21 protein-coding genes are annotated in these 21,702 nt (G+C 53.3%); 7 read left to right on the forward strand and 14 right to left on the reverse strand.

Annotation, left to right across the window (positions count from 1 at the left end):
• Position 1: 1 nt before the first annotated feature.
• Positions 2–943 carry a nitrilase-related carbon-nitrogen hydrolase gene (locus B152_RS0100790; protein ID WP_020590463.1) on the reverse strand — a complete coding sequence of 314 codons (942 nt, stop codon included), beginning with the start codon at positions 941–943 and terminating at the stop codon, positions 2–4.
• A 287-nt stretch (positions 944–1,230) separates the two neighbouring features.
• Between B152_RS0100790 and B152_RS0100795 the strand changes: the two genes are divergently transcribed.
• Positions 1,231–2,229, forward strand: a complete 999-nt coding sequence (locus tag B152_RS0100795; RefSeq protein WP_020590464.1) for a glycosyltransferase family 9 protein — start codon at positions 1,231–1,233, stop codon at positions 2,227–2,229.
• Positions 2,230–2,297: 68 nt separating this feature from the next.
• Here B152_RS0100795 and gshB read toward each other — a convergent pair whose 3' ends face one another.
• From gshB to rsmI, 5 genes are all read right to left on the reverse strand, one after another.
• Positions 2,298–3,242 carry a glutathione synthase gene (gene gshB, locus B152_RS0100800; RefSeq protein WP_020590465.1) on the reverse strand — a complete coding sequence of 315 codons (945 nt, stop codon included), beginning with the start codon at positions 3,240–3,242 and terminating at the stop codon, positions 2,298–2,300.
• A 20-nt stretch (positions 3,243–3,262) separates the two neighbouring features.
• Positions 3,263–4,126 carry a SirB1 family protein gene (locus tag B152_RS0100805; RefSeq protein WP_020590466.1) on the reverse strand — a complete coding sequence of 288 codons (864 nt, stop codon included), beginning with the start codon at positions 4,124–4,126 and terminating at the stop codon, positions 3,263–3,265.
• Between the two features lie 73 nt (positions 4,127–4,199).
• Complete coding sequence (locus B152_RS0100810; RefSeq protein ID WP_020590467.1) at positions 4,200–4,853, reverse strand: BON domain-containing protein; 654 nt, start codon at positions 4,851–4,853, stop codon at positions 4,200–4,202.
• 50 nt (positions 4,854–4,903) lie between these two features.
• Complete coding sequence (locus B152_RS0100815) at positions 4,904–5,278, reverse strand: YraN family protein (RefSeq protein WP_020590468.1); 375 nt, start codon at positions 5,276–5,278, stop codon at positions 4,904–4,906.
• 28 nt (positions 5,279–5,306) lie between these two features.
• Positions 5,307–6,098, reverse strand: coding sequence for a 16S rRNA (cytidine(1402)-2'-O)-methyltransferase (gene rsmI, locus B152_RS0100820; RefSeq protein WP_211212084.1), 792 nt, complete (start codon positions 6,096–6,098; stop codon positions 5,307–5,309).
• A gap of 179 nt (positions 6,099–6,277) precedes the next feature.
• On the opposite strand from rsmI, the gene B152_RS21965 reads away from it, so the two are divergent.
• From B152_RS21965 to B152_RS0100845, 5 genes are all read left to right on the forward strand, one after another.
• Positions 6,278–7,714, forward strand: coding sequence for a penicillin-binding protein activator (locus tag B152_RS21965; RefSeq protein ID WP_157230764.1), 1,437 nt, complete (start codon positions 6,278–6,280; stop codon positions 7,712–7,714).
• A gap of 9 nt (positions 7,715–7,723) precedes the next feature.
• Positions 7,724–8,107, forward strand: coding sequence for an ArsR/SmtB family transcription factor (locus B152_RS21970; RefSeq protein ID WP_020590471.1), 384 nt, complete (start codon positions 7,724–7,726; stop codon positions 8,105–8,107).
• Positions 8,108–8,263: 156 nt separating this feature from the next.
• Positions 8,264–8,836, forward strand: coding sequence for a LemA family protein (locus B152_RS0100835; protein WP_020590472.1), 573 nt, complete (start codon positions 8,264–8,266; stop codon positions 8,834–8,836).
• Positions 8,833–10,821 carry a DUF2207 domain-containing protein gene (locus B152_RS0100840; protein ID WP_020590473.1) on the forward strand — a complete coding sequence of 663 codons (1,989 nt, stop codon included), beginning with the start codon at positions 8,833–8,835 and terminating at the stop codon, positions 10,819–10,821. Before B152_RS0100835 ends, B152_RS0100840 begins: the two co-directional genes overlap by 4 nt.
• A 70-nt stretch (positions 10,822–10,891) precedes the next feature.
• Positions 10,892–13,357, forward strand: coding sequence for a heavy metal translocating P-type ATPase (locus tag B152_RS0100845; RefSeq protein ID WP_211212085.1), 2,466 nt, complete (start codon positions 10,892–10,894; stop codon positions 13,355–13,357).
• A 6-nt stretch (positions 13,358–13,363) separates the two neighbouring features.
• Here B152_RS0100845 and B152_RS0100850 read toward each other — a convergent pair whose 3' ends face one another.
• The 8 genes from B152_RS0100850 to B152_RS0100885 all read right to left on the reverse strand — a co-directional run bounded on the left by B152_RS0100850 (position 13,364) and on the right by B152_RS0100885 (position 20,846).
• Positions 13,364–14,302 (reverse strand): glycerophosphodiester phosphodiesterase family protein, encoded by a 939-nt coding sequence (locus tag B152_RS0100850; RefSeq protein ID WP_020590475.1) that lies wholly within the window; start codon positions 14,300–14,302, stop codon positions 13,364–13,366.
• A 96-nt stretch (positions 14,303–14,398) separates the two neighbouring features.
• On the reverse strand, positions 14,399–15,229 hold the full coding sequence (locus tag B152_RS21975; RefSeq protein ID WP_020590476.1) for a phytanoyl-CoA dioxygenase family protein: 831 nt from the start codon (positions 15,227–15,229) through the stop codon (positions 14,399–14,401).
• A 12-nt stretch (positions 15,230–15,241) separates the two neighbouring features.
• Positions 15,242–15,598: a hypothetical protein gene (locus tag B152_RS0100860; RefSeq protein WP_020590477.1), complete on the reverse strand. Its 357-nt coding sequence runs from the start codon at positions 15,596–15,598 to the stop codon at positions 15,242–15,244.
• A gap of 105 nt (positions 15,599–15,703) precedes the next feature.
• Positions 15,704–16,228: a PAS domain-containing protein gene (locus tag B152_RS0100865; RefSeq protein ID WP_020590478.1), complete on the reverse strand. Its 525-nt coding sequence runs from the start codon at positions 16,226–16,228 to the stop codon at positions 15,704–15,706.
• A gap of 182 nt (positions 16,229–16,410) precedes the next feature.
• A complete protein-coding gene (hemW, locus tag B152_RS0100870; RefSeq protein WP_020590479.1) occupies positions 16,411–17,646 on the reverse strand; it encodes a radical SAM family heme chaperone HemW in 1,236 nt (411 codons plus the stop codon).
• Between the two features lie 113 nt (positions 17,647–17,759).
• Positions 17,760–18,407, reverse strand: a complete 648-nt coding sequence (gene rdgB, locus B152_RS0100875) for an RdgB/HAM1 family non-canonical purine NTP pyrophosphatase (RefSeq protein ID WP_020590480.1) — start codon at positions 18,405–18,407, stop codon at positions 17,760–17,762.
• A 76-nt stretch (positions 18,408–18,483) separates the two neighbouring features.
• Positions 18,484–19,203 (reverse strand): ribonuclease PH, encoded by a 720-nt coding sequence (gene rph / locus B152_RS0100880; RefSeq protein ID WP_026261165.1) that lies wholly within the window; start codon positions 19,201–19,203, stop codon positions 18,484–18,486.
• Between the two features lie 119 nt (positions 19,204–19,322).
• Positions 19,323–20,846, reverse strand: coding sequence for an MFS transporter (locus tag B152_RS0100885; RefSeq protein WP_020590482.1), 1,524 nt, complete (start codon positions 20,844–20,846; stop codon positions 19,323–19,325).
• Between the two features lie 114 nt (positions 20,847–20,960).
• Between B152_RS0100885 and B152_RS21980 the strand changes: the two genes are divergently transcribed.
• Positions 20,961–21,695: a helix-turn-helix transcriptional regulator gene (locus B152_RS21980; protein ID WP_157230766.1), complete on the forward strand. Its 735-nt coding sequence runs from the start codon at positions 20,961–20,963 to the stop codon at positions 21,693–21,695.
• Positions 21,696–21,702 lie beyond the last annotated feature (7 nt).

Here is a 21,702-nt window from a genome sequence, read left to right on the forward strand (position 1 = left end):
ACTAGAGCTCTTCAATCGCGACATGGTCTGCTGACCAGTTGCCGGGCCAGACTTCGGCAGAGCCTTTTCTGAGTTTGCGGATTTCTTTCAGCGGCAGATCATGGGCGATGATCAGGGGCCCCAGTCCGACAGTCGTGTCGTCAGGTTTAATCTCGGTGGCGATACCGTTGTGTCCCAGGCTTTCCTCACAGGGAAGATAAACCGCTGCCGCGGAGGTGTAGTTTTTGCGTTTCCCGCCGAGAAAGGGTGTTTCCCCAATCGGACCAACGACCGCAACGGCACTGAGCAGCTCCACGGCCCGGGCCTTGGCACAGCCGAATACCCGGTGGTAGCCGGCAAGTTTTGATGTCATGGAAGGTACAAGGATGAGATCGATGTTCTGGTCAGCAAGCAATATCGACAGGGCAGGCATCTCGATATCGAGGCAGGTGAGGATTGTCATGCGCAGTCCGCGCCAGGAAAAGACTTTCAGCTCCTGTCCCGGGGTCAGGCACCAGGCCTCCTGATTGCTTTCGCTCGGGGTCAGACTCAGTTTGTCCTGGGTAATCAGGCGGCCATCGGGCAAAAAGAGGTGGGCCCGGTTATAGTGACCGATATTGTCGTTCACCGGGTGTTCGCCGATCTCGTCCTCTCCCTGGACCGTTACCGGGAAGGTTCCGGCGAGCAGCGCCATGTCATAGGTCTTGGCCAGACCCTTGAGCCGTTCAATGGCTTCACGGGCCTGCATGGCCATCCAGGGGATTTCTTCATCGGGCTGCAAACCGGCCGGGGCAAAAGACATCCACTGTTCGGACACATATTCGGGCATGACCAAAAAGTCAGCGCCGGCATTTTTGGCCTTTTCCATCTGGAGATTCACATGCCCGGCCCAATCAGCGAGTGATTTGATCGGCGATTCCAGATTAACGGCCCATAAAGCCAGATTGAGCGAAGATACGTTCACAATACACAACTCCTGTCCTATAGCTAAAATATGGCACAGGCGATGGCAGGTGAAGAACAATTTCTTTTCTGCTGAGTCACTTTGGTTTGGCAGGGGCGGATAAAAGCTTTAAAAAGGCGCTGAAACCAAGAGGCAGGTTTCGGATTTATGTTCATTTACAGACTGAAATAGTTAAGTCTTCGTCATAAAAACCTGAGTAATATCACGCTGTTTTTGGGGTGTTATTATTATTCGACAAGACTGACTTAATCGCTAAATATAATTCTGGCAAGGACCCTAAAGAGCTGATGACTGATTTTGGCAATACACTGGTTGTGACAGGGGGCGGGCTTGGGGATACCCTGTTTCACCTCCCCTTTATCCGTTCGATCCAGCAACAGGCCAAAGGCAGGTCTGTGGTTCTTGCCTGTAAAAAAGGGCGGGAAATTAGCGAGCTTTTTGCCGAGGTTGATCTGGTGCGTTCGGTTTTGCCCATAGCCAAAGATCAGGATGTATCAGGGCAGGCTGATCTCTTTCGCCTTACGCGTTTGATCCGCAAGGAAAAAATCGAGACGGTATTTGTCTTTCACAAGTCCAAGGGGATTTCCTTTGCAACGTTGCTGGCGGGGGTCAGAAATCGCTATGGTTATTATTTTAAAGGTGGAATCAATCGCTGCTTCTTGAACAAGGGCATCTGTGTTGCCAAAGACGTGCCCCTGCCCGCTTTTATGAGCCATGCGGCGCTGGTGATGGATGCTGCCGGAATTTCCTATGATTGCAGCGATGTTGCTTTTCGTCAGCCTGAAAATGTGGTGGAGCAAGCCTTTCAACAGCTGGAGCTTGATCCCGCTATTCCGATGGTTGCTCTTGGAATAAACTCAAGCGCTGAATACAAGCAATGGGGTGGCGAAGGCTATTCCGCTGTTGCAGAGCGGTTGCTGGCGGCTTTTCCGGGTAAAATTTTGCTGTTCGGCGCCGGGGATGTAAAACCTGTTGCGCAAAAGATATTGGCGCAGACGGCCAGTCCTGAGCGTTTTGTCGATCTGACAACCCGCAAGATCGCGCTTAATCACAGTCACGCCTTGCTACAGAAATGTGCTTTCTATGTGGGGAACGATAGTTTCGGGCTTAATCTTGCAGCCATGTCGAGCCAACCTGCGGTCGGGATCTTTATCAAAAGCTACCACTTTGCCTATTCGGACTGGATCAAGCCTGTGATTTCCAGCAGTGATGATATTCATGACATTTCAGTTGAGATGGTTTGGAACGAGGTGGAAAAACTGCTGCAGGCTGAAAAACACTGGTAAAATATTAAGTTCTCTGGTCGTTCAGAAACAGAAGGCAACAGCTTTTGTTGCCTTCTGTCGATAACAGATTAGCGCACCAGTTTTTCTTCGATTGCGTCCCAGATATCGGCTTCGAGGGTTACACCGTTGAAACGGTTGATTTCCTGGATACCTGTTGGCGAGGTGACGTTGATCTCGGTCATGTAATTGCCGATGACGTCAATGCCGACGAAGATCAGACCTCGTTCTTTCAGGGTGGGGCCGATGGCGGCGCAGATCTCGTGGTCCCGTTCCGTCAGGCCAATGGGGTCCGGGCGACCGCCAACATGCATGTTGGAACGCGCTTCGCCGTCGGCAGGAACCCGGTTGATGGCACCGGCAGGCTTGCCGTCGATCAGAATAATGCGTTTGTCGCCTTTGCGTACATCAGGCAGATAGAGCTGGGCGATGATCGGCTCGCGGTAATGTTTGTCAAACAACTCGTACACCGAGTTGAGGTTTTCATCCCCCGGTTTGATATGGAACACACCTGCGCCGCCATTGCCGTAGAGCGGCTTGACAATGATGTCCTTGTGCTCTTCCCGAAAAGCCTTGATTTCCTGGAGATCATTGGTGATCAGCGTGGGCGGCATCAGATCAGGGAATTCTGCAATGAACAGCTTTTCCGGGCAGTTGCGCACCCAGGTGGGGTCATTGACCACCAGGGTTTTCGGGTGAACATGATCAAGCAGATGGGTGGCGGTGATATAGGACATGTCAAAAGGGGGATCCTGTCGCATCAGGATCACATCAATGTCGGCCAGATCCATCAGGCGTGCTTCACCCAAAGTAGCGTGATTTCCTTGTTCCCGACGAAAGGTAACGGGACGACAGCGGGCATAGACCTTTGTCCCCTTCATTGACAGATCTCGGGCGAGATAGTGATACAGCGTATAGCCGCGTTTCTGTGCTTCCAGCCCAAGAATAAAAGAACTGTCGCCATCAATGTTAATGGTGGAAACAGGGTCCATCTGAATGGCAACGGAAAGTGTCATGGTCTAGGGTCCGTATCTGGTCAGTTCAGTTGTGTTTTCAGCTTTTGCAAAAGCCGGGCTGCTTCGGGATGACCTCGGGGATCTTCCTCAATCATTAAATAGTGTTCAAGCGAACGGATTGCAGCCACCATATTGTTTAAATAGGCCTGCATCATCCCTGCTTCGCGCCAGATCGAGGCTTCTTTCGGCGCGATAAGCAGCATCTGATCAAGAACCGCCAGGGCCTTTTCCGGATCTTCAGCTTCGATCAGGCGGATTTTTACGTTGTTTTGCAAGCGCAACAGAATACCTCTGTTGCTGACCTTGCGGCAATATTCTGTTTTAAGTTCGCTGTCCGGACCAAGATATTCTTTCAGCGTGTTTCTGAGCCAGAAGCTGTTGCGGATTGAGCCCTTGTCAAAGGGATCAATGATCTCCCTGTCCTTGCCATGGTTGAAACGCAGGAGGAAATGTCCGGGAAAATTCAGGCCGTCGACATCCCAGCCCAGGGAGCGGGCAATGTGGATATAGAGAATTCCGAGAACAATCGGCAGGCCCTTGCGCCGGTCGATAACGGTCAGAAAATTAGCATTTTCAAGATTGTTATAGTTGTCCTTGTCCCCGCTATAGCCGTGCAGATCATACAAGACTGTGCCAATTGCCTGGAGGCAGTCAGTCAGGCGGGGCGGGCCATCACGAGGCGGGAGCTGTTCAATCAAGCGTCGGGTATCGGCAACAAGGCAATCCAGATGATCGCGATAGCGGTCCAGCGAAATTTCTTCCTGATCGCCGACAGCCAGCAGCAGCGCGGATTCAGCCAGATCAATGTCAGCATCTTCAGACTTGCCGATGGCCTGGAGACAGTTTTCAAGATCATCCCGGTACAAGGGGCGTCGATCGATCATTAATTTCTGGTCCAGCATAGCCGAGGGGACAAAAGAGGAATAACCGAAAAAGGCTATTCCTCCGGAGGGTGGGTTACTCTGATCGCGCGGGGTCATCTTTCAGGACGACGTAACTGACGACCCGTTTCACATAGTCAATGTCCTTGGCATGTGCAATGGCCCGGTTAAGTTCTGTCTGGTCCTGGGCGATCCCCATAAGGTAGATGTTCTGGTTGACCGTTTCGACGTTATAGTTGATCGAAGTTATCTGTTTGTCGAACAGAAGTTTTGATTTCAGCTGGGTCGCAATCCAGACGTCCTGGGTATAGTCAGTGAAACCGGCATCATTATTGACTTCGATCTCGTTGACAACTTCGCGTACCCCATTGGCTTTCCAGGCTTCCCGAACGGCAATAACCCGGTGGTCAGGTTCCTGAACATTGCCTGTCAGCAGTACCTTCCCTTCGGTCACAGCGATATTGACATGACGAAAGATATTCAGATTTTCCTGAAAAAGGTTGTCATTAATCGCGATCTTGATCTGGGCATCACTTACGGTCTTGGTGAAAGGGCGTTCCTCAAGAGCAGTTGTTGTTGCAACAGCCCCGGCACCAACTGCAGCGCCCAGAGGGGTGCAGGCGTTCAGGGTTGATAGCCCCAGAAAAACAAAGGCGATCGGGGTTATGATTCTTCTGTTCAAGCCAGCACGCTGTTCTGTCGTGCGTTGCTCGGTCCCCTTAACGGTCATTGTGATCTCACTCCTGAATGACAATTCTTTACGTTTCAAGCAAGGCAGCCTCAAGGGTTCTGCCATGCATTGGTGATATGTTGGGGCCAAACTGTGGCGCCAATAAGGATAGCATCAAATCTGGCATCAAAAGCAGCAAAGGCTGGATTTTGTGTCAAAAAACGGCTGGCAGTCCGAAAAATCCGGATTTGCTGTTTTTTTGCTATGGCTGCAGCAGCCTCTGCTGTGTCGGGACGTTTTTTGACCTCGACAAAGCAGATGGTATCCTGCTTTACGGCGATAAGGTCGATCTCTCCAAGAGCCGTTTTATAATTTTTTGCAACAATTTTGTAACCTTTCAGACGCAGATACCACGCCGCGATCATTTCGGCTCTGACGCCGCGGGTTCGAGCGGCCTTTTTTGCCTTTGTTGAGGGGCTATCCATGGATATACTTCTGCGTTAATGAAGGGGCTTAATTTCCTGCTTTTTTGGTGAGATCCAATGCCCGCTGATAGATTTTTTTCTTTGGCAGGCCTGTTGCTGTGGCCACAATTTCTGCGGCATCGCGCAGGGAATTCTGCAGCAGTGCATCGCTGATCTGTTCATCAAGGCTTGCATCTGTAATTGCTGCGGCGGCTTTGCCAGGTGGACCAACCACGACAACGATCTCCCCTTTTGGGCCCCCGGCTTCGGTGTAGTGTGCTGCGAGATCCTGCAGGGAACCACGCCGGACTTCCTCGAATTTTTTGGTCAGCTCTCTTGCAACAGCGGCGGGACGGTTGCCGAGGACGGTTGCCATGTCGGTGAGGCTGCTGGCCAAACGGTTGGCTGATTCAAAAAAAATCAGGGTAGAGGGAATACTTTCGAGCTCTTTCAGATTTTTGCAGCGTGCACCGGTTTTGCTTGGCAGAAAGCCGTTGAAGAAAAATCTGTCCGAGGGCAAACCGGAAAGCAGTAAAGCAGTCAGGGGGGCTGAAGCTCCGGGGATGGAGATCAGGTCGATTCCCTCGTCAATGGCCGAGGCGGCAAGTTTATAGCCGGGGTCGGAAATCAGCGGCGTCCCGGCATCGGATACCAGAGCCACGACCCCGCCATTTTTTACCTTTTCAATAAGCTTTGGCCGGACCTTTTCCGCATTGTGTTCGTGATAGGCGATCAGAGGTGCGGTAAAACCAAAGGCCTGTGCCAGTTTTTTGGTCACCCGGGTGTCTTCGCAGGCGATCAGGTCTGCTGCAGCCAGGATTTTTTTTGCGCGATCAGTCATATCGCCCAGGTTGCCGATAGGGGTTGCAACAAGGTAAAGTGCTGCATTCAGTTTTTCGGCTGACTTTTCGGCCGATTTTTCGGCTTCAGGTGCAGATCTCCTGTTGGCTTGATCCTCCGGGAGTGCTTTATTAGCCCCAGACGCATGACTGGCGGGACGATTTCGAGAGGGTGAGGGTTTTGAACTCAACGTTGGCAACTTTCCTGGTTGGATTTTTTGCGCGGTTTGGCCGCAAGGCAGTATCCCTGCCCCTGATTCTGGCAACTTTACTGATTGTTTCCGCCTGTCAAACAACCATGAAAACAGGACCTGACGCAACGGTTGAAGAACCGCCTGTCGCAGAATCGACCACGGATGCTGAAACAACGCAAACCGAACAGGATGCTTTTGAGGCACTGGAAGCTGAAGGCGCGACGGAACAGGAACCTTTTGCGGATCTGCAGAACCAGCCTCTGATCATCGGGGACTATAAAACCAAGGTCGGTGTTCTGCTGCCTCTCAGCGGTCGGCACCAAGAGGTTGGTCAGGCGCTGATGAACGCGGCCCAGCTGGCCCTGTTCGATCTGGCGGGTGAAAAATTTGAGCTTGTGGTGCGCGATACTGCCGGCACAGCAGATGGTGCGCGTCGGGCTATGGAAGCAGTATTGCAGGAAAAAGTTGATCTTGTGATCGGGCCGTTGTTTGCCACGTCGGTTTCGGCGATTACACCTCTGGCACGGGCGGCAGGCGTCAGTGTTCTGTCTTTTTCCAATGACCAGGCGGTTGCAGGTAACGGCATCTATGTTTTGGGCCTGACGCCGGAAGAACAGATTCGCCGGGTTGTTGATTATGCCGCTTCGCAGGGCGTGCGCCGGGTGGCGGTCTTTGCCCCGGATGACGACTATGGGCGACGGGTTGTCAGTGCCTTGCAGATTCAGTCCTACGGATCAGGAGTCGAGTTGGCAAAACTGAGTTTCTTCAATCCGAATGACCCGGATCTCAATGACGAGGTCAAGGCGATTGCCAGCTATGACCAGCGTCATCAAGCCCTGATTTCCCATCGGGCCCAGCTTCGGGCTAAAGGAGATGCAGCCTCGCTCAAAGCTCTGCGTCGCCTGACCGGACGCGATACCCTCAACCCGCCGGGCTACGATGCGATTATTGTTCCGACCGGGGGCAAGCAGTTACTGACTATTGCTCCTTTGATGAACTATTACGATATTGATCCCAGCCAGGTTAAATATATTGGAACCGCCCTGTGGAATAATCCGAAGCTGGGCCGGGAACCTGCCTTGGTAGGCAGCTGGTATGCTTCTCCGTCGCCAGCTCACTGGGATGGTTTCAGTAACCGCTATCAAACTCTTTATGGCAAAGAGCCGCCGCGTCTCGTGACTTTGGCCTATGATTCAGTGGCGCTGGCTGCTGTTGTTGCAAGGCAGGCAGAAAGCCAATCCATCAAGACCAGTTATTCACAGCAGGTTTTGACCAACCCACAGGGCTTTTCCGGACTGGATGGTGTGTTCCGGCTGCATCCCGATGGCCGTAGCGAACGCGGACTTGCCGTGCTGACACTCAAAAGGGATCTGATTGAAGTGGTTGATCCGGCACCAGCCAGTTTTGCGCCTCTGGTCAACTAGGTCAGGCTGATGAGCACAGCAAATAAGCATGAGGACTGTTTGCCCGGCGAAGGAGAAGCCGTTAGCGAACAAGATTGCTGTGCCGGGTTGCCGTACCTTGATCGTGCGGGGCTGGAAAGCCTGAGCGGCATTTTTCACACTCTCGGGGACGAGGGGCGTCTCAGGCTTTGTCTCTGCTGTTTTGCGCAGGCCTGTTCGGTTTCCGAACTTTCGCAGGCAACAGGTCAGTCCCAGTCTCTTACCAGTCATAACCTGAGGCAGCTCCGTGATGCCCGGATACTGGTCGCGCGCAAAGATGGCCGGCGTGTGCTCTATGAACTGGCTGACCAGCATATCAGACATGTTATTGCCGATATGGCGCATCATGTTCTGGAAGAGAACGCTCCTCAGTGAGCTGTATAGTTTTCGCCAGGTTATTTTTCCTGTTAATTTTCAATCTGGTTTCTGATTAACAGCCAGAGGCAATCTACAGAATTTCCAGTTTGCGAATGGCAGAGATTCCCCTGCTGTGTATAGTGAGGCAGATTTGTCTTCTCTCAAGGGATGAAAATGTTGTCACTGAGTACACTTGCCCTGATCGGTATCGGGGGTTTTCTGGTTCTGTTTCTCTGGGCGGTTGCCATCTACAACAAGCTGGTACGCTACCGACAACAGGCAGCTGAGGGCTGGAGCGGTATTGACGTTCAGCTCAAACGCCGGGCCAACCTTATTCCCAATCTGGTTGAAACGGTCAAAGGCTATGCGAGCCATGAAAAATCGACCCTTGAGGCGGTAACAGAATCCCGGGCGCGTTGCACAGATGCTGTACGGGGAGCTGTTCCGGAACGGGGAGCGGCAGAAGGGCTATTGTCACAGGCTCTGGTCGGGCTCTTTGCAGTGGTGGAAGATTATCCTGATCTCAAGGCCGATGAGAGTTTTCTTGGATTGCAAAAATCCCTTTCGGAAATTGAGGACAATATCCAGATGGCCCGGCGTTATTACAATGGTACGGTCAGGATTCTGAATATTGCGGTAGAATCCTTTCCCGATGTGTTGATCGCCCGGCAGTTTCGTTTTGAACGGGCGGAATATTTTCAGATAGAAGATTCACACGACAGGCAGGTTCCGGGGGTAGCATTATGAAATGTCATTTGATCAAATTATCCAGGGTTATGGGATTTGTTACGGCGTTTTTCCTGGTTTTGAACGCAGGTGAAGCCCTTGCTTCAGCCAAGGAGAAAATTCAGGATTTCACCTCGAATATCGTGATTCAGCGCGACGGCAGCCTTCTGGTGACAGAAACCATCAGGGTTTATGCGGAAGGAGACCAGATCAAACGCGGTATCTATCGGGAATTTCCAACCAAATATACGGTAAAGGGGTCGAAGTATCACATCGGATTTGAGCTGTTGTCCGTACGGCGTGACGGGAAGGCTGAGTCCTATTTTACCCAGGATCAACGCAATGGTGTGCGGGTTTATATCGGCGACAAAAATTACTTCCTTCCTGACGGGGAGTACAGTTACGAAATTCAATATCGTACAACCCGGCAACTGAGTTATCTGGCTGATTTTGATGAACTTTACTGGAATGTAACCGGGAATGGCTGGGAATTGCCAATTGAGAAAGTGACCGCCAATGTGTTCTTGCCTGACGGGGCAGAGGTTCTGAACAAAACGGGTTATACCGGGTATTTCGGAGATAATGGTAATGCCTATAGCAGTTTTGTCTCCAAGGGGCTTGTGACTTTCCAGACCACGGAACGTCTCTATAGAAACGAAGGACTAACCATTGCTGTTTCCTGGCCCAAGGGGTTTGTCGCGGCCCCCAGCCCGGAAGAACGGGCAGCATTTTTTTTTAATGAAAATATTGGACTGATTCTCGGGGGACTGGGGCTGGCGATAACGCTTGGCTATTTCCTTTTGACCTGGGTTGCTTTTGGTCGGGATCCCAAAGGCGGGGTTGTCATTCCGCTTTTTTCGGCACCAAAGGATTTGTCTCCGGCTGCCGTCGGTTTTCTGGCGAACGGGGGATTCCGCAATGGATTTGATCGCAAGAGAGCCTTTTCGGTCGCTCTGATCAGTCTGGCGGCAAAAGGATATATCAGCCTTTCGAAAGAACTGGACGGCTATCTGATCAAACGACTGTTGGTAAAAGGTAAAGATGGTCCTGACCGATATCTTTCACCCGGAGAAGAAAAAATTCTTAACGGGCTTATCCCCAGAGTAGGTGACCAGCACCTGATCGAACAGGTCTATCGTTCGTCTTTTTCTAAAGTCTATGACGCCTTTACCGATATCTTGAGCAAGGGGTATGAAAAAGGTTTCTTCTCACGAAATTTCGGCACCTGGCTGTTTGGCGCTATTCTGGGGGGGGTGTCCATTGCTATTGCGGTTATGTTTGAAGACATGGATAACAGCCTTCCCCTGTTGTTCATGCTGTTTTTCATGACAATGTTTCTCGGGATTTTTCTCTCCGGGCTAAAGCACTGGCTGTCCCGCGAGATGTTGCAAGGCGGGGTTCCCAAGGACCAGGCGGAGATACTTTCGCTGACTGTGTTTTTAATCATTCCCGTTGCTGCCTGTTTTGTTGCCGCCCAGATCACTGATTCCCTGCTTTCTGACAATCTCTATGTCCTGATTGTGGTGATTTACGCGGTGATACTGCTGTTTCATTATCTTATGGAGGCTCCGACGGTCCGGGGGCGCAAGATGATGGATGAGATCGAGGGGTATAAACATTATCTTACAGTGGCTGAAAAAGATCGCCTTGCCTTGATCGGGGAAGAACCCGAACTGACCAAAGGAGAGTTTGAACGCCATCTGCCTTTTGCCATGGCACTGGGTGTGGAAAAACAGTGGTGCGAACGTCTGGAATCGGTTGTCTGGGAAGGGAATGAAGAGAAGGGCGGGACTTATCAACCCGACTGGTACAATGACAATAGCTCTTATTCCTGGTCAGGTAGTGGCATGAGCGGGCTGGTTGCCGATATTGAAAGTGGTGTCAGTCATACAGTCTCAGCGGCTTCTACACCACCAAGCAGCAGTTCGTCTTCATCTGGCGGTTTCTCCAGTGGTGGCGGATCATCAGGCGGTGGCGGTGGCGGTGGCGGTGGTGGCGGTTGGTAAAAGACCGGGCTTGACGAATCATATATATGAAAATATATTCATATGAATAATTATTCATATTAGGTGTCTCATGCAACAAAGTCTCTCCCTGTCTGACTATATGCCCGAAGCAGCCAACTGTGGTGACTGTCGGGAAAAAATAAGCGAGGGAATGTCCGCGATTCCCGGTGTTACGCAAATCGAGGTGACGCGTAACAGTGTCAGCTGGCTAGGCACGGATGGCTTAAAGACTGCCGTAGAGAAGTTGCTAGGGGAGCTGAAAGACCGTCATCATCACCGGACCTGGTCAGTGCAGGGAATGGATTGCCCCAGCTGTGCCAAGAGTATTGAAAAGGCGATAGAACGCCAGCCGGGGGTCCACTTCGGGCGGATTACCTTTGCCCGGGAGAGACTCTCAGTTGATTTTGACCCGGCTGAGATTTCCCAGGAACAGATAAAAGGCGTTGTCACCGGGCTTGGTTACAGCCTTGCCGAGATAACGGCCAAGGGGAAGTTGCAGCCTGAAGCCGCTGTTTCGAGCAGCTGCTGTGCTTCTTCTCAAGTGGCGACAGGATGTGCCGGGGCAAAGCACAGTGCAGTCCATGGAGACAGCCATGATCATGCAGACCAGAAGGCAGGAAAGATCCCGTCAACAGCATCGGGATTTTTCCGCGATCCGGCCTGGCGCAAAGTTGTCCTGACCGGGCTGGTTCTGCTGGCTGCGGTCGCTCTGTCTGAACTGTTGCCAACATTTTTTGAGGGACAGGCGCGGGTTTTCTATAGTGTGGCCGCGCTGATCGGTCTGCTGCCGATCCTGAAAAATACTTTTCGCTCGCTGCGTTTTGGCCAGTACTTCGGGATTCAGACTCTGATGTCTGTGGCCGCAATCGGGGCGCTGGTTATTGGTGAAGCACTGGAAGCCTCCATGGTGCTGTTTCTGTTTCTGATCGGTGAGGCGCTGGAGAAGCAGGCTGCGAGCAAAGCCCGGGAGGGTATCTCTCTGTTGCTCAACCTGCAGCCGCGAACGGCTCATCTGGTGCATCTGGGGGGAACAGACGATGCTCATGAGGCGGGTGATCACAGTCATGAAGTACCTGCCGAGAGTCTGTCGGTTGGTAATGTGATCGAGGTTCGGCCGGGGGAAAGGTTGCCTGCGGATGGCGAGATCCTGGGCGAGCTGGCAATTCTTGATGAATCAGCCCTGACCGGAGAGTCGATGCCGCGCAACCGGGAAAGGGGCGAGACGGCTTTTGCCGGGGCGCTGGTGCTCGAACGGTTGGCCCGTTTCAGGGTTACGTCAGAAGCCGGGGATAACACGCTTGACCGTATTGTGCGGATGATCGAGGAATCCGAGGCACACAAAGCCCCGGTGGCCCGCTTTATTGATCGTTTTTCCAGTATCTATACCCCCCTGATGATGCTGGTTTCGCTGCTGGTTGCGGTTGTACCGCCCCTGTTGTTTGGCGGCGACTGGAGCAGCTGGATCTACAAGTCACTGACATTGCTGATTATCTCCTGCCCTTGTGCGCTGGTGATCTCGGTCCCTGCTGCGGTGACTTCTTCGCTGGCTGCTGCGGCGCGAAGTGGCCTTCTGATCAAGGGCGGGGCGGCGCTGGAAGCTCTTTCCCGGGCAAAAACCATTGCCTTTGACAAAACCGGGACTCTGACCGAAGGACGTCCCCAGATTACCGACGTTGTGGTCACACAGGGCGAGGAAACAGAACTGCTGGCGCTGGTTGCTGCAGTTGAGCGTGGATCAGGCCATCCCCTGGCCAGAGCGTTGGTCAGTTATGTGGAAGGCCGGAAGATTGCCATTCCAGCGGTAGAAGATGCCCAGACAATTGCCGGAAAAGCAGCCAGGGGGCGGGTCGGGCAAAGGGAGGTGATGGTGGGATCACCGAAACATTCTGCCGCGCTTCTGGTTGCTGCGCCGGAGCTGGGGCACCAACTGGCTGAGCTGGAAGAGGCTGGCAAGACGGTGGTGGTGGTCACGGTTGATGATCAGCTTTGTGGTTTGATTGCCCTGCGGGATGAACCGCGGGCCACGGCGATATCCGTGATCGGGGAGCTGGCAGGGCTTGGTCTGAAAACGGTGATGTTGACCGGAGATAACGCGCGGACGGCGAAGGCGCTTGGCCAGGAACTGGGTTTAAACGTTCGGGCAGAGCTGTTGCCGCAGGATAAACTGACCGAGATTAACCAGCTTTCGCTGGAAGGTTCTGTGGTGATGGTTGGCGACGGCATTAACGACGCCCCGGCACTCAAGATTGCCGAGGTGGGGATTGCCATGGGCGGGGGGACGGATGTGGCCCTGGAGGCCGCGGATATTGCCCTGATGGAAAACCGTCTTGAATCTCTTCCTGCCCTGTTGCGCCGGGCGCGGGCGACCATGGCGAATATACATCAAAATGTTGCCCTAGCGCTGGGGCTCAAGGGCCTGTTTCTGGTGACAACCCTGCTGGGTATGACAGGCTTGTGGATGGCCGTGGTGGCCGATACTGGGGCAACTGTGCTGGTCACCCTCAATGCCCTGCGGCTGCTGAACCGCAGGGCATAGCAGAGGTCAGGCCCAGTTTTTGATCGAGAGAATTTTCTGGACGGCCTGGTAGTGATCGGTATTGAGCAGGGGAAAACCCTGCTGTACCGCCGTTTTATAGAGCCTCGGGTCAAGCTGGTCCGGGGCAAGACGGCGGTCTCCGCGCCCGAGATCGAGCAGGGCCGGGATGTTGTGTTCAGCCAGAGAAAGCGAGGCCCGGATATCGGGCAGATAGAGCCCGGCAAAGCCGATCAGCTGGTCCGGCTTTGCGCCGCTGTCGAGCACAGATTCCAGATCGGGCAGATCAAGTTCGGGAACAAAGGGCACAAAATAGACCAGATCGGGGGCAAACTTCAGGAATTTCAGCAGGTTTTTGCGGCCATAGGCGCTGACAATTACCCGGGCTTCGGCCTTGTGTTCCCTGATTTTGGCGATGACCTTTTTCGGGGAGGCTTCTTTGATATCGAGCCAGAGGACTGCGCCGCAAGATGACCAGACGAGAAAGTCGTCAAGCGAAGGAATCCGGTAGCTGGTCTGAGCCCCTTTGGCATCAAGAAGATGCAGGTTGTAGATGGTTTCAGCCGAGGTTTCCCGAACCGGGCCTTGTCCACTGGTGCCATTGTCGAGGGTTTTATCATGGATACAGAAGAGTTCCCCGTCTGCAGAGGTTCTGACATCAATCTCGATAATCGCCGGACCATTTCTCAGGACTTGATCAGCGCTTTCCAGGGCGCATTCCGGCCAGAGTCCAGTCGGGGAGTAGCCCGCGCGATGGGCAATGATCAGAGGCTGCTTCAGGGCAGAAAGCCGGGTGTAGCGGGAGAGCTCCTTGGGGGAGGAAAAGCGGCGGGCAAAGGTCGGGGACAACACAGAGGCCTCAACCAGATTGAGGCTTTGGGTTTTGTTGTCAGCGGTTGCAGAAAAAAAGGTCGGAAGAGAGGTCTTTAAAGAGGAATTGCGGGACATGATGCTGATCTCTCGTGTGATCGGTCTTTGGTGCCCGCGCTGATAAAGGATCTTTATGACAGTTCTGTCTTTATCAACATGACGAAACGATGAAACTCAGCTTTTTTCCATATGAAGGTATTTTTCCAACTGCTTGAGGACCAGTTCCAGTCTGGCTTCGGGAGGCGGCGGGGTTTGCGGGTCGATCAGTGGTTCGCAGAGAGGATCGAGAGCTGCATTCTGGAATTCTAGTGAAAGGCTTAGGCGCGGGCCCTGGGCTGTACGATGGCTCCTTCCGCCCCAATGGTAGAGGTCCTGGCGCCAGCCGAGCAGGGAGCCTGCTTTGGCCGGTAGGGCGAGGGCATCCTGAAGCCGGATCTGGCCCTGATCGGTCAGGAGTGGCTCATAAGTGTTTTCACAGCTTTTGGGCAAAATCGACATACAGCCATTTTGCAGGGTTGCGTCGGTCAGGGGCAGCCAGAGGCTGAGGGAGACCAGCATTTCCTGCCCATAGAGGTTGATGACGGACTGATCGGCAGAGTCGCGGTGCGGGGGCCAACCCGTTCCTTTTCCGGCTTCGATATACCAGGCCCAGAAGTGGGGCAGTATCCGGTACTGGTCCCCGAGATAGTGGGAAAGAAGAGGCCTGGCGCGGAGAAACAGCTGCCAGACTTCGTCGTAGAGATAGATAAAAGCCTGGGGCAGGTTGTGCTGCTGAAGGCGGGTCATCGCCTGGCGCAGCGGGGCCAGCTCTGATTCCGGATAGAGCTCAGGACAAGAGAGATAACCGTCCTGCCAGAGAGTATCAGAGACCTGTTCCAGACAAGGCTCGTCAATTCCGGGCAGGGCGGGACTTTCCTTTGGGGTGTTGGTGATTGAAAGTTCCGGGTTGAGCTTGCGCCAGAAACCGAGATCCCTGCATTCGGGAGGGAGGGAGCAGGAAGGCATGGGAAGACAAGCTCAGCTGGAAGAAGATGCAGTGAGGGCCCGGGCCAGGCTTGCGTCGAGAATCGCGCCGGCCATGGCTCTGGCGGTATCGGTCAGCAGCTTTCCGTCATCAGTCTTGGGACCCTTGAGCTTTTCAAGAACATAGTCCTCTGGCAGATCAGGAATTTTCGCGGCGATAACATCAGGGTGAGCTTTGAGTTCCGCGATCAGGGCGATACAGCCAAGCCACTTGCGTACGAGAGTCTCAATCACCCGGTTTCTGTCTTCGGCGATGAAGGCGAGCTTCTGTTGATCCGAAAGTTCGGCAAAACCTGCTTTTCTGGCGGCTTGTGACAGGATGATTTCGGCGGCTTTTTCCAGATTGATCATGATTCCTCTCTCTTTATGGTCTTGTCCCAGAAACTCTGTGCCAAGGCAATCTCAATAAGACGGGGTCGCAAAAGTTAATATCAGATACAAAGCCCCTGAAGCTGATTAGCAGTGTGAAGAGAGGTGCCGAAAGGTGGGAAAAGAACCATCGCTGGAGCTGAGGGAATAGCAGTAGGTCATGAAAAAATCCGGTACGGCAGCCGCAGTTTCATCGTCACGGGTAAAGGGCAGCATAAGGCGCAGGTATTCAAAGCTTTGCGGGTCCAGAGTATAGCTGACATGCCAGAGCCGGGGCTCTGCAGCCTCAAGAGTGATTTTGAATTCCTGGAAATGGTTCTGGTAAACTTCTGAGGGTGTGCCGTCGAGGATGCTCAGGCCGTGCAGATCTTCGTTGGAAGTCGCAGAAATTTCTGTGCCATCAAGACGGTAGATAAAATCCAGTGGCTGCTGGAGGACCTCTATGATGCAAATCCGCCCCAGATGTGTTTTAAAATCTGCGGGGTTCATTATTCTTTTTAACGGCAGTTTGTTCTCGGCCCGGTACAGATCCCATAGATCAAGCAAGGTCTGGATCTCCTGGGGAGCGCTATCCAGATCTACCAGTGCAGCATGATATTTATAATCGGCCATTATATGTTTCAAACCTGCTGATCGTCAGAGCAGAACAGTTCGTGGTTGATTTCCCAGATTATCCACAAGGGCTGCTATCAATCATCACCTGCAACTATAGAGAAAAGCCCTTACTGATTCCTGAACAGTTCCAGGGGCTACTGTCAAAAAGATCAGCTTGCCTGCTGGCCTGTATTGCGGAATCAGCCCAGCAGATAAGACAGCAGGGTATCCAGCCTTATTCTTCCTGCGGCTGTTGCGCTGATGACATCGTCATTTTTGACGAGTAAATCCTCGTCGCAGAGGGCGGTTAAACGAGAGGCAGGGATCAGCTGTTCCAAATCTTGTCCCGTTTCCAGCCGGATTTCCGCAAGAGAAATCCCTTCTTTCAGGCGCAGACCCATCATAATCATTTCCTCAAATCGTTCCCGATCCGAAACAATATCAAAATTTCGGGTGGCATGGGCAGCCTGTTCCACGGTTTCGAGCCAGATTTCCGGCGCACGGTGCTGGCGGGTGGCCAGTTTTTCTGTGCGGCTGCCAGATCCGGAGGAAGAGTCATTTGGGTTCAGGGTCAGGCGGCCATGCGCGCCGGGGCCGATCCCGATGTAGTCGCCATAGCGCCAATAGGTCAGGTTATGGCGGCTTTCTTCTCCGGGGCGGGCATAGTTTGATACTTCGTAACCGGGCAGCCCCTTTTCGGCCATGATCTCGTTGGTCAGTTCATAAAGTTCTGCAGCCTTGTCCTGATCGAGCTCTTTCAGTTCACCCCGACGCCGCGCAGCATGAAAGACGGTGTTTTCCTCGATTGTCAGCTGGTAGAGCGACAGATGACCAGTGCCTTCGCCAAGGGCACGTTCTAGTTCGCGCTTCCAGGCCTTGCGGTCCTGTTCAGGCCGGGCATAGATCAGGTCAAAAGAGAAACGTTCAAAATTTTTGCGGGCGATATCAATCGCGGCCAGAGCTTCGCTGGCAGAGTGTTCCCGACCAAGAAACTTCAGGTCGTCGTCATTCAGGGACTGGATGCCCAGAGAAACACGATTGATCCCGGCCTGACTGAAAGCGGCAAACTTTCCGGCCTCAACCGAGGTTGGATTAGCTTCAAGGGTGATTTCGAGATCATTGCGCGTGGGCCAGAGCTGGCGGATACGATCAATCAGTGCTGCTACTGTTTCTGGTGCCATGAGCGAAGGGGTACCGCCGCCAAAGAAAACCGAACTGACAATCCGGCCTTCGCCACCACGCTGTTTCAGCAGCTCGGCATAGTGGTCGAGTTCCTGCAACAGTGCTGCCCGCCAGCGACTTTGTGAGACATCTTCCCGGACATGGCTGTTAAAGTCGCAATAGGGGCATTTTTTCAGACAGAAGGGCCAGTGGATATAAATCCCGAAACCTCGTCTTGCCGCTGCAGGGACTGTGCCTGGGCTTGTTTGTTGCATCTATTAGTTCATCCCGTGAAGTCACCGGGGTCTAATGGTGGACACCCTCTTGGGTGACTTCAGTTTAGCACAGACTTGTATAACAGTTTTATCCAGCAGGATTCTTCTGCTTGTCAGGCTGTGAATTTATGCTTGACCAACAGGGTAAAGGCGCGGGCCCGATGGCTCATGGAATGTTTGCGAACCGGGTCCATTTCGCCAAATGTAATGCTTTCCCCTTCGGCCTGAAAGACCGGATCATAACCAAATCCCTGATCCCCGCGAGGGGGATGAACGATGGTGCCATCCACCCGGCCTTCAAAAACCTCGGTTGTACCATCGGGCCAGGCGAGGCAGAGCGCGCAGATAAAGTAGGCTGCGCGATTGTTGTCGCCCTGTGCCGCCGCCGCAGCGAGGGCCTGTTCTACTGAGGTCATGGCCAGGGAAAAATCTTTGGTCGGTCCTGCCCAGCGGGCAGAGTAAATTCCGGGATCACCGTTCAGGGCAACAACGGCGAGACCACTGTCATCCGAAAGGGCTGGAAAACCAGATTCCTTTGCTGCAGCCAGGGCCTTAATCCGGGCGTTGGCGGCAAAGCTGTCGCCATCCTCGATCGGTTCCGGCAGGCCGAGATCACCAGCCGAGACAACATCCATGCCATAGGGGGCGAGCAGTTCTGCTATTTCCCTGAGCTTCCCGGCATTGTGAGTGGCAAGAACCAGTTTCCCGCTGTCCAGGGGACGATTCAGGTTTGATCCTTGCTGGGACTGTTGTTCGGACATTGTGTTTCCCTGTGTAGTCTAGAGGCAAGGAACTCTGCGCTGCCCAAAAGAACAGCAGCAGAGTTATCCTATCAACTTAGGCCTGGCCGATGGCCTGTTTTTGCAGAATCACCAGTTCGGCGATACCTTTTTCGGCCAGATCCAGCAGGCTGTTGAATTCGTTCCTGGAGAAGGGTTTTTCTTCGGCAGTTCCCTGGATTTCAACAACACCGAGATCTCCGGTCAGGACAAAGTTTGCATCGGCCTGGGCGTTGGAATCTTCGGGATAATCAAGATCCAGCACAGGTGTGCCTTCGAAAATGCCACAGGAAATGGCCGCAACATGGTCGGTCAGGGGAATTGAGTCGATCATGCCGATTTTCTGCATGTGCTGGAAGGCCAGATGCAGGGCGATAAATCCACCGGTGATAGAGGCGGTTCGGGTGCCACCGTCAGCTTGCAATACGTCGCAATCAACCTTGATCTGGCGTTCGCCAAAACCGCCCATATCGGCCACTGCCCGGAGAGAACGGCCGATCAGCCGCTGGATCTCTTGGGTTCTGCCGGACTGTTTGCCCTTGGCAGCTTCACGGGGTGAGCGGCTGTGGGTCGCACGGGGGAGCATGCCGTATTCGGCTGTGATCCAACCTTTACCCGTGTTGCGCAGCCAAGGGGGTGTGCCGTCTTCGACAGAGGCTGTACAGAGAACATGTGTGTCCCCGAATTTGATCAGACAGGAGCCTTCAGCATGTTTGCTGAAGTTGGTTTCGATGGAGACCTGACGCATCTGGTCTGGGTTCCGGCCTGATGGACGCATGGCGATGCCCTCAATTGATGATTGGTAAGATTGAGCGGAAGCTACCCCATGCAATGCCCTGCGTCCAGTCCCGGCACGTCTTCTCAGTGCGTCTTCCCGGATTATCTGCACAAGTAGGATCAGCTGTCGGGTGGTGTCGGTAGTACGGGTTTGGCGGCGACAAATGAATCGGTTCCTCTGAGACTGCCCTGTTCAGAAACTGAAGTTGCGCGTGGACGTATGACCCTGAAGGAGAGGAAGAGGGACAAGAGAACCAGAGGGACAAAGGCGATATGAACCCAATAGGCCGTTGCTTCCAGAACAGCCAGTGTGGCAGTGTCGCTGAAACCTGCCATCTGTGCGGGGATACCCGCCAGGGCCGGGCCAAAGGCCCCGCCGCACATGAGGACGGTCGGAATGGCCCCGGATCGCCGGTCACGCTCTTCCGAGGGGCCGGATTCAATTATCCGGGAGGAAAGATCGGCCCAGAAAATACCAAAACCTGCTCCGGCAAAGAAGATTGCGACTGTCAGAAGCCAGAGAGGGCCGGAAAAGAGAAACAGGCTAATACCATATAAACCAATGGCCGAGGTGCCGATCCCGATGGGGATCAAGAGAGGCCGCCAGCGTACGGTCTGAGAAATTCGAGCGCAGATCATCGCCGCGATAGACCAGGACATGGATTCCCAGGCAACCAGATAACCTGCATTGAGAGGAGTTAGCCCATGCACGGTCTGGAGCAGATAGGGACCGTAGACAACAAAAGAATAGGTAGAAACGGATGCCAGAAAAATAACCAGTAACCCTGTCCCTGCCGGTGTGGTGAAGTTGATCCCTTCCCGAGGAAGGAGAGGTGATTTGGCAAGCTTGTCCCGCTGCAACAGCAGGAGCAACAAGAGAAAGGCAACGCCGAGCAGTGGCAGTGACCAGTCCGGCTCCAGTCCGGCAATCGCAATGGAACTGATGGCCATGACCAGAATAATCAGTCGCAGTATGGGAAGAGCGGCGAGTTTTTCTTTTCTGGACGTGGTGATGGTTTCCTGTTCCAGCCGGGCTTTTGGGGGGAAACACAGGCGTACTGCAACAACAAAAAGCAGAGCAGAACCAGCAATAAGGTAAAAGGCCAGCCGCCAGCCGACTGTCTGGGCAAAGAAACCTCCTGCGAGAGGGCCAGTGAGGGAGGCGACAGCCCAGACGGCAGATTCCCAGGCAAAGACTTTGGGCCAGTGGTGGCGGGCAAAGAGATCACCGATCACAGTATAGCAGGTTGCGAGAATCAGACCCCCGCCTGCCCCCTGGATCGCCCGGGCGAAGAGGAAAAAAATCATATCTGATGACTGGGAAACCAGAAGGGCGCCGAATGTGAAGACCAGGCCCGCGATAATCATGGTTTTGCGTCCCCCAAGGCTGGTCTTGAGCGAACCGCCTGTGAGGGAAAAAATAATTGCCGCTGTACTGTAGACCAGGGCCGACCAGTTGATAAAATTAATGCCCTGCAAGTCACTGACTGCAGAAGGCAGCAGGGTCGAGGTAATCAGGTTATTCAGGGCGTAAAGCGTTATGCCACAACAAACAATGACCAGATGCAGGATATTTTGCGGGGTCATTTTCTGTTCTGCCTGTGCTTGGCTGTTTGTGCCTGCAGATTGTGAAGAGTCTGACATACTCTCGATTCCTGTTAATTAAAAAAGTAATTTCTTTTCATATTATCCATGACATAAAATACATTTAAAAAGCAATATCTTTTTAAATGTATTTTGATCGTGTATAGTCATCAGATGCAAAACCTCAGCAAAACAGAAGATGCTATTCTAGCACTCTTGAAAGCCCGTGGCCCCCTGTCCGCGAAGGATCTCGCACGACAGATGGAGATGACCGCTATCGGCATGCGCCAGCATCTCAAGCGCATGCATGAGCAGGGTATGATCCAGTCACAGAGTGAAGCAACAGAGAAAAGAACAGAAAAGTCAGCGGGAAGACCTGCTCTGGTCTGGGAGCTCAGCCCCCGATCCCATAACCGGTTTGGGGATGCACATGCGGTTTTGACCAAAGAGCTGATCGAGGGCGCGCGTGCAGTATTCGGTAATGAAGGTGTCGAAAAACTCGTGGCCTATCGCGAGCGACAAACCCTATCGCATTATCAGCGTGAGATGGAGGGGGCAGAGACGCTGGAAAAGCGGGTGAAAAAACTGGTCGCACTCCGTCAGGCTGAAGGCTATATGGCCGAGGCAAAAAAGGCTGATGAAGGGGAGGGATATCTGTTTATAGAAAACCACTGCCCGATCTGTGCAGCAGCCACCATTTGTCAGGGTTTCTGCCGGGCTGAGCTGGATGTTTTCCGCAGCATTCTGGGGGAGGATGTTATGGTTGAGCGGGTAGAATATCTGCTGGAAGGCGGCAGGCGTTGCAGTTACAGCATTCTTCCAAAAGGAAAAGCGGACTCATTTGTTCGGAATGAAGAACAGACCACCGAGAAAAAACCGGTTTCTCCCCGTTATCTTGTCGTTTCCTGAGGGCAAA

The organism is Kiloniella laminariae DSM 19542 (assembly GCF_000374005.1).
In the GTDB taxonomy this organism is placed as follows: Bacteria; Pseudomonadota; Alphaproteobacteria; order Kiloniellales; family Kiloniellaceae; genus Kiloniella; species Kiloniella laminariae.

Excerpts from the sequence above, each read along its gene's own strand:
- B152_RS0100860 (WP_020590477.1), bottom strand. The coding sequence starts at position 15,598 with ATGATCAATCTGGAAAAAGCCGCCGAAATCATCCTGTCACAAGCCGCC.
- B152_RS0100885 (WP_020590482.1), bottom strand. The coding sequence starts at position 20,846 with ATGTCAGACTCTTCACAATCTGCAGGCACAAACAGCCAAGCACAGGCA.
- rdgB (WP_020590480.1), bottom strand. The coding sequence starts at position 18,407 with ATGTCCGAACAACAGTCCCAGCAAGGATCAAACCTGAATCGTCCCCTG.
- B152_RS21980 (WP_157230766.1), top strand. The coding sequence starts at position 20,961 with ATGCAAAACCTCAGCAAAACAGAAGATGCTATTCTAGCACTCTTGAAA.
- B152_RS21970 (WP_020590471.1), top strand. The coding sequence starts at position 7,724 with ATGAGCACAGCAAATAAGCATGAGGACTGTTTGCCCGGCGAAGGAGAA.
- B152_RS21975 (WP_020590476.1), bottom strand. The coding sequence starts at position 15,229 with ATGCCTTCCTGCTCCCTCCCTCCCGAATGCAGGGATCTCGGTTTCTGG.
- B152_RS0100810 (WP_020590467.1), bottom strand. The coding sequence starts at position 4,853 with ATGACCGTTAAGGGGACCGAGCAACGCACGACAGAACAGCGTGCTGGC.
- B152_RS0100795 (WP_020590464.1), top strand. The coding sequence starts at position 1,231 with ATGACTGATTTTGGCAATACACTGGTTGTGACAGGGGGCGGGCTTGGG.
- B152_RS0100865 (WP_020590478.1), bottom strand. The coding sequence starts at position 16,228 with ATGGCCGATTATAAATATCATGCTGCACTGGTAGATCTGGATAGCGCT.
- B152_RS0100840 (WP_020590473.1), top strand. The coding sequence starts at position 8,833 with ATGAAATGTCATTTGATCAAATTATCCAGGGTTATGGGATTTGTTACG.
- B152_RS0100835 (WP_020590472.1), top strand. The coding sequence starts at position 8,264 with ATGTTGTCACTGAGTACACTTGCCCTGATCGGTATCGGGGGTTTTCTG.
- B152_RS0100805 (WP_020590466.1), bottom strand. The coding sequence starts at position 4,126 with ATGATCGATCGACGCCCCTTGTACCGGGATGATCTTGAAAACTGTCTC.
- rph (WP_026261165.1), bottom strand. The coding sequence starts at position 19,203 with ATGCGTCCATCAGGCCGGAACCCAGACCAGATGCGTCAGGTCTCCATC.
- B152_RS0100850 (WP_020590475.1), bottom strand. The coding sequence starts at position 14,302 with ATGTCCCGCAATTCCTCTTTAAAGACCTCTCTTCCGACCTTTTTTTCT.
- gshB (WP_020590465.1), bottom strand. The coding sequence starts at position 3,242 with ATGACACTTTCCGTTGCCATTCAGATGGACCCTGTTTCCACCATTAAC.
- rsmI (WP_211212084.1), bottom strand. The coding sequence starts at position 6,098 with ATGACTGATCGCGCAAAAAAAATCCTGGCTGCAGCAGACCTGATCGCC.
- B152_RS0100815 (WP_020590468.1), bottom strand. The coding sequence starts at position 5,278 with ATGGATAGCCCCTCAACAAAGGCAAAAAAGGCCGCTCGAACCCGCGGC.
- B152_RS0100845 (WP_211212085.1), top strand. The coding sequence starts at position 10,892 with ATGCAACAAAGTCTCTCCCTGTCTGACTATATGCCCGAAGCAGCCAAC.
- hemW (WP_020590479.1), bottom strand. The coding sequence starts at position 17,646 with ATGCAACAAACAAGCCCAGGCACAGTCCCTGCAGCGGCAAGACGAGGT.